Origin of the sequence: Psychrobacter sp. AOP7-B1-24 (assembly GCF_052376215.1) — a bacterium.
In the GTDB taxonomy this organism is placed as follows: Bacteria; Pseudomonadota; Gammaproteobacteria; order Pseudomonadales; family Moraxellaceae; genus Psychrobacter.
The window spans coordinates 40,393-54,522 of record NZ_JBQSVL010000008.1 but is presented as its reverse complement, the minus strand read 5'-3'; the positions used below and the strand labels follow the sequence as shown (position 1 = coordinate 54,522).

14 protein-coding genes are annotated in these 14,130 nt (G+C 40.6%); all 14 read right to left on the bottom strand.

What is annotated here, in order from left to right:
* Nucleotides 1-33: 33 nt before the first annotated feature.
* Nucleotides 34-870: a histidine phosphatase family protein gene (locus tag ACT3QP_RS03165; RefSeq protein ID WP_192518421.1), complete on the bottom strand. Its 837-nt coding sequence runs from the start codon at nt 868-870 to the stop codon at nt 34-36.
* Nucleotides 871-1,002: 132 nt separating this feature from the next.
* Nucleotides 1,003-1,800, bottom strand: coding sequence for a metallophosphoesterase (locus ACT3QP_RS03160; RefSeq protein ID WP_225739073.1), 798 nt, complete (start codon nt 1,798-1,800; stop codon nt 1,003-1,005).
* A gap of 125 nt (nt 1,801-1,925) precedes the next feature.
* Nucleotides 1,926-2,624, bottom strand: coding sequence for an orotidine-5'-phosphate decarboxylase (gene pyrF, locus ACT3QP_RS03155; protein ID WP_192518419.1), 699 nt, complete (start codon nt 2,622-2,624; stop codon nt 1,926-1,928).
* A gap of 65 nt (nt 2,625-2,689) precedes the next feature.
* Complete coding sequence (locus ACT3QP_RS03150) at nt 2,690-3,097, bottom strand: lipopolysaccharide assembly protein LapA domain-containing protein (RefSeq protein WP_192518418.1); 408 nt, start codon at nt 3,095-3,097, stop codon at nt 2,690-2,692.
* A 107-nt stretch (nt 3,098-3,204) separates the two neighbouring features.
* Entirely contained in the window at nt 3,205-3,510 is a 306-nt protein-coding gene (locus ACT3QP_RS03145) for an integration host factor subunit beta (RefSeq protein WP_192518417.1), read from the bottom strand.
* Nucleotides 3,511-3,862: 352 nt separating this feature from the next.
* Nucleotides 3,863-5,554 (bottom strand): 30S ribosomal protein S1, encoded by a 1,692-nt coding sequence (gene rpsA / locus ACT3QP_RS03140; RefSeq protein WP_442069650.1) that lies wholly within the window; start codon nt 5,552-5,554, stop codon nt 3,863-3,865.
* 303 nt (nt 5,555-5,857) lie between these two features.
* On the bottom strand, nt 5,858-6,640 hold the full coding sequence (cmk, locus tag ACT3QP_RS03135) for a (d)CMP kinase (RefSeq protein ID WP_444524448.1): 783 nt from the start codon (nt 6,638-6,640) through the stop codon (nt 5,858-5,860).
* 168 nt (nt 6,641-6,808) lie between these two features.
* A complete protein-coding gene (gene tadA / locus ACT3QP_RS03130) occupies nt 6,809-7,381 on the bottom strand; it encodes a tRNA adenosine(34) deaminase TadA (RefSeq protein ID WP_444524447.1) in 573 nt (190 codons plus the stop codon).
* A gap of 18 nt (nt 7,382-7,399) precedes the next feature.
* On the bottom strand, nt 7,400-8,137 hold the full coding sequence (locus ACT3QP_RS03125; RefSeq protein WP_444524446.1) for a uracil-DNA glycosylase: 738 nt from the start codon (nt 8,135-8,137) through the stop codon (nt 7,400-7,402).
* A gap of 196 nt (nt 8,138-8,333) precedes the next feature.
* Nucleotides 8,334-10,871 (bottom strand): AAA family ATPase, encoded by a 2,538-nt coding sequence (locus ACT3QP_RS03120; protein ID WP_444524445.1) that lies wholly within the window; start codon nt 10,869-10,871, stop codon nt 8,334-8,336.
* A gap of 732 nt (nt 10,872-11,603) precedes the next feature.
* Entirely contained in the window at nt 11,604-12,011 is a 408-nt protein-coding gene (locus ACT3QP_RS03115; protein WP_226945084.1) for an ATP-dependent Clp protease adaptor ClpS, read from the bottom strand.
* Between the two features lie 75 nt (nt 12,012-12,086).
* On the bottom strand, nt 12,087-12,533 hold the full coding sequence (locus tag ACT3QP_RS03110) for a hypothetical protein (protein WP_444524444.1): 447 nt from the start codon (nt 12,531-12,533) through the stop codon (nt 12,087-12,089).
* Nucleotides 12,534-12,827, bottom strand: a complete 294-nt coding sequence (locus ACT3QP_RS03105) for a hypothetical protein (protein WP_444524443.1) — start codon at nt 12,825-12,827, stop codon at nt 12,534-12,536.
* A gap of 227 nt (nt 12,828-13,054) precedes the next feature.
* Nucleotides 13,055-14,122 carry an N-acetyl-gamma-glutamyl-phosphate reductase gene (gene argC, locus ACT3QP_RS03100; RefSeq protein ID WP_444524442.1) on the bottom strand — a complete coding sequence of 356 codons (1,068 nt, stop codon included), beginning with the start codon at nt 14,120-14,122 and terminating at the stop codon, nt 13,055-13,057.
* Between the last annotated feature and the right edge of the window lie 8 nt (nt 14,123-14,130).

Below are 14,130 nucleotides of genomic sequence, written 5' to 3'. Positions count from 1 at the left end.
CGTACTGTTTGGAATTGGTGTTATAAAGAGAAATTACTCCCATTTTGCTTCTGGTGGTAATAGCAATTTGCTTGGGTGATGTCCTGCTGCACAGTAGCCTTCTAATAGAGTGTGAATTGGACGAGTATAGAGCACACCGCGCCAAACAAAATGGGCACTTGCTTGCTCAAAAGGTTTGTCATCAAACCATAAGAACACCCCTTCCATCATCTTTGGCCAATCATTCCAATCAATTTCAATGACATCGAACATCACCGCTAAAAATGCAGACAGTAAGGTATCATGACTGACCGCAAGCATTAAATGCCCGTGCTGTGGTTGATTCTGATAAAACAGTGACAAAATATCAAGACCACCTTGATAAGCATTTTTAGTACCTTCTAGATTGCCTTTTAAGAATCGATTAATAAAGTTCAGCACACCCACTTCTTTAAATATGGGGTTGGCAATGTCAGGCTCTGTAACTAAACTACCAGGCTCTACCAATAATGACTGGTGCGAAATGTCACGTTTTAAACCAGCCCCTTCTTGCATCAACGCAGCAGTATCAACGCAGCGACCAATCGGGCTTGAGATACTATCGACATCGAGTGAGTATGGTAGATTCCCTCCTAACCAACGTCCCCAAGATTTTGCTAATACACGACCTTTCGGCGTCAGTGGTAACTGATAACTGGCAAAACCATTACCATCCGAACGCTCACGTAGAGAGTGTCTAGTAAAGAGAATCAAACGCTTGTTATCAGGCAATAAGCTGACTGAGGGAATCATACTGTCAGGCAGGTGCGAAGGCGCTGGCGCATTACGAGTGTGACTCATAAGCTTTTCAGCGGGGAGTTGCGAGAGTGTGCTATTCGTATTTTGGCTCATGGTAGCAAGCGTAGCAGATTTTTTGGTAGTAATGAACAAAATATCCGTACAATTGTAATATCCATAGCTTAGATGATATCTAAGGTCTTCACCTAATTACTTAATTACAAACTAGCACCTTATAAACATACGCTAATGGATATCAATGACTCTATCCCATGCAAACTCTAATGCCGTACTACTCACCTCGTTTGGATAAGCACGAGGATTAACAACGACCCGTGTTTTATCAATCTGGTAGTCAAAAGCCTCGTGTGTGTGGCCATGCACCCATAATTCAGGCGCCCATGGCTCTTGCATCCATGCCGAGAAATCACTAACAAAAGCCGCATTACTGGGTAAGGACGCATATTTTTCAGACACAGACAAAGGACTGATACTATGGTGACTCATTACCACTGCTCTTTTGCCCAATTGCTGTGCAGTTATGAGCGACTGTTTCAACCACTGACGTTGTTTTGCATGTAATTGCATGGAGATTTCAGGAGAAAATAATGCATCACCTGCATAAATTTGGGTGTAATCACGCATAAATTTCTTAACTGCTACCATGGTATCTTCATTGGCTTGATACTGGTAATCGGTCCAGAGAGTACAGCCTAAGATCCTGACATCCCCAATATCAACATACTGACACTGCAGTACGCGCAGGCCTTGAGCTAAAACTTCGTCATAGTTATCCCATGTTGCTATTTTTTTATCAAAACCCAGAACATCTTCACCAAAGTATTCATGATTGCCCGTAATAGTAATGAGTGGCACTTGTAAGCGTGCAGCTTGTTCTTGCAGCCATGGCATACCGCTATCGCTGTTTGCTGTATCTCCCGCCACTAATACTACATCTGCGTTCGTTTTAGGAATATGTCCTATCGGATGTGACTGACGAGCATAACTGTCAATATGTAAGTCACTCAAAATTTGTAATTTCATATATGCCAATATCATCAAGTAAACACAAATAGTTTAGCACCTTTTTACTTACCAACAAAAAGTAAAAAGACAGCGAGTTAGGCTGTCTTTTTTTATATCTTGGAGTTACTTTGTGCTATTCACCGTCAGATGCCTTTAAGTATCAACTGCAACTTAGCAGCAGGATTTTCTGCTTGAGTGATGGAGCGTCCAATAACAAGATAGTCTGAACCATCCGTTAATGCTTGTTTCGGTGTACAAATGCGTTTTTGATCATCCGCATTGTCTTCTAGCAAACGAATACCAGGAGTTATTAGTTTGAAGTCTGCTCCACATAAGGCTTTAAGGGCCTTGGCTTCTTGTGCTGAGCAAACCACACCATCAAGCCCAGCTTGCTTAGTCAGTTGTGCCAATCGACTCACTTGTGCATCTAAGCCATCAGTAATGCCTGTTTGCATCAATGCTTCGTTGTCCATAGAGGTCAAAACAGTCACTGCTATCAGTAATGTCTCGTAGCCACCATCTAGCAACCGCTGTTTTGCGAGTGACATGGCTTCAAGGCCTGCACTGGCATGGACGTTTACCATCCATACGCCAAGCTCAGCCGCTGCCAAAACGGCTTGTGCAGTAGTATTGGGAATATCATGAAATTTCAAGTCTAAAAACACATCAAAATTTCGCTGATGTAGTGATTTAACAATCTCAGGACCACAACGAGTAAATAGCTCTTTGCCGACTTTCAGGCGACACAATGCTGGATCCAATTGATCAGCCAGTGCTAAAGACGCCTCCATCGTCATATTATCTAGAGCAACGATGACTGGAGACTTAGTTATATCATTCATAGTTTTGCCATATCAGAGTTCTGAAAGAAGTGTAAATAGTTTAGCCGCAAACTTCTTGTTTATCGTTAATCACGCTTAGATTTAGCAAGCGTAGACCCTTCATCTGAATCATTGACCATGATATCGTCTGTATTCGTTGTCGCAAAGTCATAACCAGACTCATCTAGCGTGGCCGCGTTTGCTTGACGATCAATCACGATATTAGCTTGTTCGACTTGCTCTTTCAGATTCTTATTGAGTTTATGCAAACGAGAAATCTCCCATTTGTTCTGTAAGACACGGAAGATAAGCAATGCCAATAGAATACCAATCACAATACCAAGCATCAAACAAAGTATCAGTAGTAACCCTAAATTCATCGTAGGTGCTTGCGAAAATAATAGATTTACACCGACTTCAGTATTGTTTGTTAACACCAAACCAAGTGAATAAGCAAAGCTCAAAAACAGTAATACAAATAATATAAAACGCATGAGACAGTTACCTCAATTTGGTGTGTTATTTATACTTTTAGGATACAATTTCAAAAAAAGCACAGAGCAAAGCATTTCTTAGAAAATGCTTTGCTCAATGATTAGTATTAACCGTTTGCAACAGTATCATTAACTGCTTCACGTAGTGCTTTACCAGGCTTAAAGTGTGGAATAGCTTTAGCAGGTACTGGCACGCTCTCTCCTGTCTTAGGGTTACGTCCTAGACGGGCACGACGATGATGTAGACAAAAACTGCCAAACCCTCGAACCTCTACTCGACCATCATTGGCTAGAGTATGGGTCATCAAATTTAATATTTCACGCACTGCATCATCGACCACGGTATCAGCCATATTGTCACAGTTCGCACTCAAATTACTAATAAATTCAGACTTGTTAATTGCTTGCTGCATTATTACGCTTGCCTTGTTGATTAATGGATAAAATGATTGTGAGTCAAAAAATGATTCATTTGTCAGCTCGATAGTGACGTTCTGAGATATCGAGTCTTACCTTATACATTTATGAAGTATGAACAGAATAAAAACTGGACTATCCATACACTACTATCGATTTAAATAAGTGGCCACTCACATCTTGTTACTCAATGCTGCAAATGATAACGGATATCACGATAAATGAAAATAAGAGTTTGTCCATATTAGGCAAAAATCTTACTAACCAATCATAATATTAAACGTTATTCATAAAAAAAAGCGACCGGAGTCGCTTTTTTTATTACTTCTGTATCAATAGCTTAGCAGCTTACTGCATTTGCTCTTTGATCAAGTCACCAATAGTTTTTGGTTGTGCGTCAGTTCCTGGAGCAGCAGCAGTAGTGCTTGTGCTGCTTAGTTCTTTAATCGCTTGACGCTCTTCAGCTTCGTCTTTCGCTTTGATAGACAAGTTGATGTTGCGTGTTTTACGATCAACACTAATGATTTTAGCTTCAACGTCATCACCAACAGTTAGATGCTTAGTTGCATCTTCAACGCGGTCACGTTGGATCTCAGAGGCACGTAGATAAGCTTCTACTTCGTCAGCAAGTTCGATAGTAGCACCTTTAGCATCTACTTCTTTTACTTTACCATTAACGATAGCACCACGGTCATTGTTGACTAGGTATTCGTTGAATGGATCAGAGCTTAACTGCTTCACGCCTAGGCTGATACGGTTAGCTTCTGCATCTACTGACAATACCATTGCTTCAACGGTGTCGCCTTTATTGTAGTTACGGATAGCGTCTTCGCCAGTTTCGTTCCAAGAGATATCAGATAGATGAACAAGACCATCAATACCACCGTCTAGACCGATAAAGATACCGAAGTCAGTGATTGATTTGATCGTACCAGTGATTTTATCACCGCGCTCATGTTTCTTATCAAACTCATCCCATGGGTTAGCAAGAGTTTGTTTGATACCTAAGCTGATACGACGACGTTCTTCATCGATATCAAGAATCATTACTTCAACTTCATCGCCCACTTGAACAACTTTTGATGGGTGGATGTTTTTGTTGGTATGATCCATTTCTGATACGTGTACTAGACCTTCAATACCTTCAGAAATCTCAGCAAAACAACCATAATCAGTTAGGTTTGTTACGCGTGCTTTAACAACACTACCTACTGGATAAGTTCCGCCAACGTTATCCCAAGGATCAGTACCAAGTTGTTTTAGACCTAGGCTAACGCGATTGCGCTCACGGTCAAACTTCAATACTTTAACTTTTAGGTCTTGACCAACTTCAACAACTTCTGATGGGTGCTTAATACGGCGCCATGCCATATCAGTGATGTGCAATAGACCATCAATACCGCCAAGATCAACGAATGCGCCGTAATCAGTAAGGTTCTTAACGATACCTTCGATTTCGATGCCTTCTTCAAGCTTGTTCAATAGCTCTTCGCGCTCAGCTGAATTTTCAGCTTCCATAACTGCACGACGGCTAACTACAACGTTGTTACGTTTTTGATCAAGTTTGATAACTTTGAATTCTAGCTCTTTGCCTTCAAGATGCGTCGTATCACGGATAGGACGTACATCTACCAATGAACCTGGTAAGAATGCGCGTACTGAACCGATATCTACAGTGAAACCGCCTTTAACTTTGCTTGAAATGATACCTTTTACGATTTCATCATTATCAGCAATTTTTTCAAGGAAGTTCCAAGTTTCAACACGTTTGGCTTTTTCACGTGATAGCAAGGTTTGACCCATGCCATTATCAACTGCTTCAACCACGACATCAACGCTATCGCCAACTTCAACTTCAAGTTCGCCTTCTTCGCTTAAAAACTCTTCACGAGCGACAATACCTTCAGATTTCAGACCAGTATCAACAGTGATCCAGTCGCTATCGATGGCTACAACAGTACCGGTGATAACCGAGCCACGCTCAATATCCAGACCTGTTTCTTCGATGCTCGCTTCAAATAGTTCAGCAAATGATTCCATTATGTCTACCTTTGTATAGCCGTATCCTGTCCAGCACAGTACGGATCAAATTTATGATTGCATAAAACGAGAATACTGGTTTTATATCTCATGCAGTCATATATAAAAACGTTTGTTGTTAATAAGCGCATTATAGGACAAACTCATTAACAACAACAGTCTTACATTAAAAGACTTATATTTACAGTGCCAAACTCTATCTTTTTCAAGCTACCTAAAAACCCTATCAATTTTCGCAGGTACGATTTTATACCAAAACCCAACCTGATAGCAAAGCTTTTAATGCTTAATATATTGTTTTTATTAACTATTAAAAAATATACCTTTAATCTGACAGTGTTGCTTAACTTGCTCATAAACCGTATCAGCATCTAATGTTGAGCTGTCTAGTAGTAAGGCATCTGCTGCAGGCTTTGATGGTGCCGTTGTACGATTTTCATCACGATCATCACGGGCTTTAATCGTGGTTAAGATTGCGTCAAAATCTGCCGCTTGCCCCGCATTTTTTAGCTGTGCCACACGGCGTTCCGCACGCGCTTTAGCACTGGCCGTTAAAAACACTTTGACATCAGCATCTGGAAACACAACGGTCCCCATATCACGACCATCCGCTACCAATCCTGAGCGAGTTGCCATATCCTGTTGTAATTTTAGCAATGCCTCGCGAACTTTTGGAAATATAGCTATTTGTGATGCATAACCGCCAACGGTTTCATTACGCACTTGCTCACCAACAGCCTCACCATTGACAAGAATATCGATACGCCCTGACTGGTTATTAGGTAAAAATGCAATTTCTAAGCTCTGCGTCAGTTTTAATACAGCTGCCTCATCGATGGCTTGACTGGCATCTGCTGCAATTAATCCCGCTTCGAATGCTTTAAGTCCTACAATACGGTATAAAGCACCTGAGTCGAGCAGCTGATAATTCAATGCTTGGGCTAAACGCCATGTGACTGTACCTTTACCTGCACCACTCGGTCCATCAATACAGATGACTGGGTAACGTAGTGATTGCGCTTGGTCAGTATTATTGTCAGGGCTGACCTCATTAAGTGTAGAATTATCAGATGTAGAAACGGTCATAATGCTCACTTAAATAATAGACAATACTTATACAGCTTACTGTTAGTGATGGATCAATATTTACTTGTTTATCAAATACTTGATAGTAAATATATAATCACATTAACAAATAGGGCAATATTATAGCAAAGAAACCATAGCATCACTAGCAGCAAGACACTTATCTTGTTAATTACTTGTTTTCTCTTTGCTTTTTGCTAATTTTCGACGTTCGCGAAAAAAGGCTTTAAGCATCTGACTACTATGCTTACTACACAGTCCACTATGTACTCGAATATTATGATTATAAAAAGGCTGTATGGATAAATCCATCTGACTACCTACCATACCTGCCCGTGGTTCACTCGCTGCGTATATCAACCTATCAACACGCGCGTGAATCAGTGCCCCAATACACATTGTGCAAGGTTCTAAGGTAACATAGAGTGTTGTCTGTAATGGCAAGCGGTAATTCTGTAAACTCGTACAAGCATCTCGTAAAGCGATGATTTCAGCGTGTGCCGTCGAATCATGACGACCGATCGGCTCATTGAATCCTTGTCCAATAATCTCATCATCATGCACCAAAATCGCACCTACTGGCACCTCTCCGCATTCAGCACCTTGCTTAGCAAGCTGAAGGGCTTTGTGCATCCACTTAGCATCTTCAATAGACCAAAATATACTGGTTTTTATCTGATGTTCGGTTGGCAGAGTATTATTAGTAAGGTTATCAACTAACGAATAGGTATCTAAATTCATATGCTTAATACTTATCATTTACTGTGGCAGTTGCCAATCTATTGGCGTTTGACCATACTGCACTAAGTAATCATTGGTCTTAGAAAACGGTTTAGAACCAAAAAAACCACCACGGTTAGCAGCAAGTGGTGACGGATGCACAGCTGTTAAAACGAGATGTTTGTCAGTATTAATATACTTACCTTTTTTCTGTGCTTTACTACCCCATAATATAAATACAGTGTGTTCTGTTTGTTCATTGACCACATCAATCACTGCATCAGTGAACTGCTCCCAGCCCTGATTTTGATGGCTATTTGGCTCACCTTCTTTTACCGTCAGCGAACTGTTAAGTAGCAATACGCCTTGCTGTGCCCAGTAAGTTAAATCACCATGTACAGACGCACCAATACCAATGTCACTGGCCATCTCTTTCAGCACATTATTTAGTGATGGTGGCTTAGGAATCGCTTTAGGTACTGAAAATGACAGTCCCATGGCTTGTCCTGGGCGATGATAAGGATCTTGTCCTAGTATCACGACCTTAACACTAGATAAAGGTGTCAAATTAAAAGCATTAAACATTAGTGGTGCAGGCGGGTAAACACTATCCTCTGACTGATAAGCTTTTTTTAGAAATGCTCGCAGCTTATCCATATTTTCAGACGTTAATTCCTCTGCTAACGCAGTCTTCCAATCTATTGGCAATCGAACATTATCTAAAATTGCTTGTTTTTGCTCTGGGGTTTTGGTTACTTGCTCATCAAACAGTTCCATCATATATCCTTTTTTATTTGTTATAACCTTTTATGTATGTACCTTATGGCTCATGTGAAAATCAATACATATGACAATCAATATTAGATTGGCTCTATTGTGAATTATAGCAATAAAAAAAACGGCTACCGCAACAACATGGTAACCGTTCTTATCGTACTTGTTTAATATTTATAATGTATTGCTAAGACAATAATCAGCTTGCTACTGACTCAGAATATGGCTCGTGAGTCTCAACCACCGTCAAAGTGATGCGACTGTCTTCGGTGCCTTTATCTATAGACTTACCAAGCTTAACCGTATCGCTCTGTGTTTCGTTAATATCATTAGGTTCTAAGGTTAAGTGCACCACGCCGCCATTGACCAAATCACCAAACAAAATCATACTTGCTAGAGGTTTTTTGATCTCATCCTGTATCAGACGCTGCATTGGACGAGCACCCATCAGACGATCATAGCCTTTATCTGCCAGATAAGTGCGCACGTCATCATCAATCTCTAATGTCACTTGCTTATCATCAAGTTGTACTTGTAGCTCAACCAAGAACTTATCAACCACTGAAACCACTACTGAAGTATCCAATGGATTGAACTGGATAATAGCGTCCAGACGATTGCGGAATTCAGGGGTAAAGACACGCTTTAGAGATTCTGTATTGTCACGACTGTGGTCTTGTTCAGTAAAGCCCATAGACGAGCGACTAATACTGTCAGCACCAACGTTAGTGGTCATGATAACGATAACCTGTTTAAAGACGGCAACACGACCATTATTATCTGTCAATGTTCCATGATCCATAACCTGTAGTAACAAGTTAAAGACATCAGGATGCGCCTTTTCAATTTCGTCAAGCAACAACACACAATGTGGATGCTGGTTGATTTTTTCGGTAAGCAGACCACCTTGGTCGTAACCAACATAACCTGGAGGTGCACCAATCAGACGTGAAGCGGTATGCGCTTCCATATACTCTGACATATCAAAACGCACCAACTCGACACCAAGTAAATTGGCTAACTGACGAGAGACTTCCGTTTTACCAACCCCAGTTGGACCGGCAAACATAAATGATCCAATCGGCTTATCTGGTGCTTTTAGACCCGCACGAGACAGTTTTATGGCATCTGCTAAGGTTTCAATTGCTTCATCCTGACCGAATACAAGATGCTTAAGGTCACGGTCCAAGTGCTTGAGAACACTCTTATCATCACTAGATACAGACTTTGGTGGAATACGTGCCAGCTTGGCCACGATAGCCTCAATATCCGCCACATCGATTTTCATTGGTGGTTTCTTTTTGGTCTTAGCCGCTTTTGCTTCACTAGTTGATTGGAGATGATCATCAACTTTTGCAGTATTTGGTTGGTCCTGTATTTCACTATCGATCTCTTCATTCAGACCTTCTTCATCAGCGTCAATTTGCGCATCAAAGTCTTGCTCTATATCCGCAATAAAGCTTTCTTCTACATCGATATCATTGGCATCAGGAATCACACCTAAACGCTTATATGCACCCGCTTCATCGATCACATCAATGGCTTTATCTGGTAAAAAACGCTCGTGAATATGTTTGTCAGATAGCTGCACGGCTGTAATCAAGGCTTCATCAGTATATTCAACATTATGAAACTCTTCATAACGTGGTTTTAGGCCACGTAAAATATCGATACTGTCATCAACGCTAGGCTCTTTTACATCAATTTTTTGGAAACGACGAGAAAGCGCATGGTCTTTTTCAAATACTTGACGATACTCAGTAAATGTAGTCGAACCAATACAGCGCAACTCACCGTTAGCCAGTGCTGGCTTGATTAAGTTAGACACGTCCATATTGCTGCTCATTGACGACCCTGCGCCAATAATCATGTGAATCTCATCGATAAACAAAATAGCATTGGGCTTTTTCTTTAGTGCATCTAACAGTGATTTCATGCGTTTTTCAAAATCACCACGATATTTAGTGCCTGCAATTAATGAACCAATATCCAGACTGTAAATCACACAACCATTAAGTGGCTTCGGTGCTTTATCGTTGATAATCAACCATGCCAAGCCTTCTGCGATAGAAGTTTTACCAACACCAGGCTCACCGACTAACAACGGATTATTTTTGCGGCGACGACACAATACTTGCGCAGCGCGCTCAATCTCAGAGGTGCGTCCAATCAATGGATCTGTTTTACCTTCCGCAGCACGTTGATTTAAATTGGTCGCGAATTCAACCAATGGGTCTTTGCTAGTCTTCTCTGAGGCATTACGGCGCTCACCAGTCATCGAAGCACGCGGCTCAGATGGCTCTTCTTTATCTTGACCATGTGACAAGTATTGAGTCAGCTCAAGGCGACTGATGCCTTGCTTTTTGAGCAAATAAACAGCATACGTATCATGCTCTGAGAACATAGACACCAAAATATCCGAACCTTCTACCAAACGTCCACCACCGATAGATTGCACATGAAAAATAGCACGCTGCAGGATACGATCAAAGCTTTGGGTTGGCTGTGGTGACTGCTCTGTATCTGCATCTATCGTTGGCGTGTGCTTATTAATATAAGCTTCTAGCTCAGTACGCAGCGTTGAGACATTTGCATTGCAAGCAGTCAATGTATTAGCAGCATGTGTATTTTCTAACAATGCCAGTAGTAAGTGTTCAACAGTAAGATACTCATGCGATTTTTGACGCGCAAGTGTCATTGCTAAACGCAAAGAAACTTCAAGATGACGACTTAACATAACAACTTCCTACGGTTATACCTATCTTTATAATTGATAGCTTTATAAATGAGTTAGTAAGTAAATCAGGGCGATAGATGGATTGTTCAAGGGTAATGTTTGTATTATTAAGACATCTTACCAAATGGCATTGGTAAAACACTATATAAATAACGGTATTGCCTACCTATCATCAATTAAGGTTTTTGATAACGCATATTCGCTGTTCTTTATCTCAACACGATACTCAGCGAGAGTCAATCTATTAACATCGATTAAAATGTATCAAAGCATAGTCTATAGTCAGAGAACCACGCAATGGCTACAGCGTTACCCTCTCTAAATATACTATCTGGCACACTCTGAACTTAGCTGACTTGTAACTATTTTAGACTTTTTTGACTATACATCAATAGCGATAAAAATGTAGAGAATGACATAGATAAAAAAATGAGAAGATAATAAAAGAGGGTGATAGGATGTAAAAACATTACTTAGAGTTTATTAAAGCAGTCAGCTGATAACATCCAAAAAAAACATAGTGGAAAAAAGAGCATACGTACGATGTACAAGCTAAACGTGTTTGATATAGGTGCGTGTACTTTTTGAATTGATCATGAAGGATACGATATGTGGGGATGTAGGACATATACCAAACTCACTATAAAAGCGAGTTATTCATAATAGTTATGACAATTGAGAGCTTTGAGAAAGTTGCAAATACTAGCATTTTTTGAACATTGAAAAATATTTCTATTCGCCTTGATGTGGCTCTATCTGAGTCAATAATGGATATCCTTCACGATGTGCCAAACTATTTACTTTTTTGGCTTTAGTCTCAGCAATATCTTTTGGATAAATACCTGCAATACCTTTGCTGCTATTGTGGATTGTCAACATAATCTCAACGGCTGAATCCATGCTATGACGAAATTCTGACTGCAAAATATAAACAACGAATTCCATCGGTGTATAATTATCATTATACATCACAACTGCATACATGGGCGGTTTAGCCACTTCAGGCTCTGCTACTAGTACATCCGCTTGTGGTGAGGTATCATCGTCTGTATTACCATCTTGCGCACGAACATCTGGCATATGGGGAAAGTGCCAGTCAGCAACAAGTGGCATGGTCTGTAATATCATTTGTTTTATCATAATTAGAATGCAAATTAATAAGTATGTTTATAATAGAAATAAGAAAGATTAGCAGACATGATAATAAGCATACAGCTACGGCTCGATTGGACTATCATCGACTTCTGGTAACTCTAAAAGTGATAGCGGCATATTATTAACTCGAGCACCATTCTTCCAATCATAAAGCTGCTCTACCTCTTGTCCATCAGCTTCTAAACTGAGTTTAACTTGTAATGGTTTAAAGTTTGATGGCATGATAAAACGGCCACGAATACGGACAATACCTTCTATCATATCAACTGGATGATCCAGCGGCACCTCTACAAAGTTATCATCATTAAGCAATATCAGCGTTGGCGTCAAAAGTTTTGATCTGCCATCATTTGCCAGCATGCCAATATCGAACTTGTATTCAAAAGCATTTTCAGGCAATGGATTAATATTGGCGCCTAATACCTGTAATGGCATACCACCCTTACCACTTAAGGTCTCAGCATACACATCGTTGAGCTGTGAGAGCTTTTTATTTTCAGTCGTCAATTATTGCTTACTCTCACGCAACTTTTTTACATTAGCCAAGCTTATCGCGAGCTCTTGCTTGGCAGTCGCTGCTTGATTGAGTGCGATTTTATTGCTTAAACGCAAATCTTCAAGTTCTTGAATCGCCTCTTTACTGCTGGTTAATGCTTGTTGAGTTTCCTTATTCATAGAATGATAGCCTCGCTGATACCCTAAATTATGACCAAGTATCAGTCCAGCCATAGCAGTTACTAATACAACCACCACAAATAGCGCCAATATCAGCGTGGATGCACCTTGTTGAGTGCTACCCATACTTTTAATCAAGCTGTTTTTATTTTTAAGAAAAAGGAGTTCACACTCATCATTATGACAAATAGAATTTTTGCACAATAGACGTGCTAACTGTGAGTAAAAACGTAATACGAACTTGGCACGCATTTAAACAGTATCTCTTAATAATAAAGGCTTTTTATTATAACGGAATTTATAGGCAATACCTAGTAACATGAATGTGCGCCGTTTGGCGAGGACAAACTACATTAAGGAACAATAGGAGCAAAATTCAGCCCCATTGTCTCATCAAAGCCAAACATCACGTTCATGTTTTGTACCGCCTGACCTGCGGCTCCTTTGACCAAATTATCTTGCACCACGATAACCGTCAACTCAGCACGATCATTGTCTTGATGCACGGCAATGCGTAAGCGGTTACTAGCACGCACGCTACGTGTATCTGGATAAATACCTTTTGGCATCACATCAATAAATGTCTCTGATGCGTATACCGTCTCAAAAGCTTGCTGCCAATCAATAGCTGCACCAGCATCAGTAAGCTCTAGATGAATAGAACTCAGCATACCGCGTATCATTGGCACCAGATGTGGTAAAAAACGAATACGATGGGTAAATTGACTGTCTAATAACTGTGCAACACCCTGCTCAATCTCAGGCAGGTGACGATGCCCCTCGACACTATAAGCCTTAAAATTATCAGTCGACTCAGCATAGTTAAGCGCAAGCTTTGCTTGACGACCTGCGCCTGAAACGCCTGACTTTGCATCAATGACAATACGAGACTCAACCAGTCTTTCTGCTTGCTTATTTTGCGCTTCAATTATTGGTTTCAAACCTAAAATAGCCGTGGTTGGATAACAACCAGGATTACCTACTACCAAAGCATCAGCAAGCTTATCGCGATTGACTTCAGGTAAGCCATAAACAGCAGTCTTTAACAACTCAGGGCAAGCATGAGACTGTTTATACCAGTGCTCAAAGTCGTTCAATGACTGCAAACGAAAATCAGCAGCCAAATCAATAACCTTTACACCCGCTTGCGTCAATGCTTCCGCTTGCTTCATAGCAACGCCATGCGGCGTCGCAAAAAACACCACATCGCACTGCTGTAGCGTAGCAAGAGTCTTGTCACCTAAATCACTAAATACAATGTCAGATATACCACGTAAGCTTGGAAATATCTCATCAGCTCGTGTACCCGCTTCACTACGTGATGTTAGCAAATCGATAGATACTTTTGGATGGGCAGATAATAAGCGAATAAGCTCAATACCTGTATAGCCCGTACCACCAACAATCGCAGCTGAAATCATAAGATATC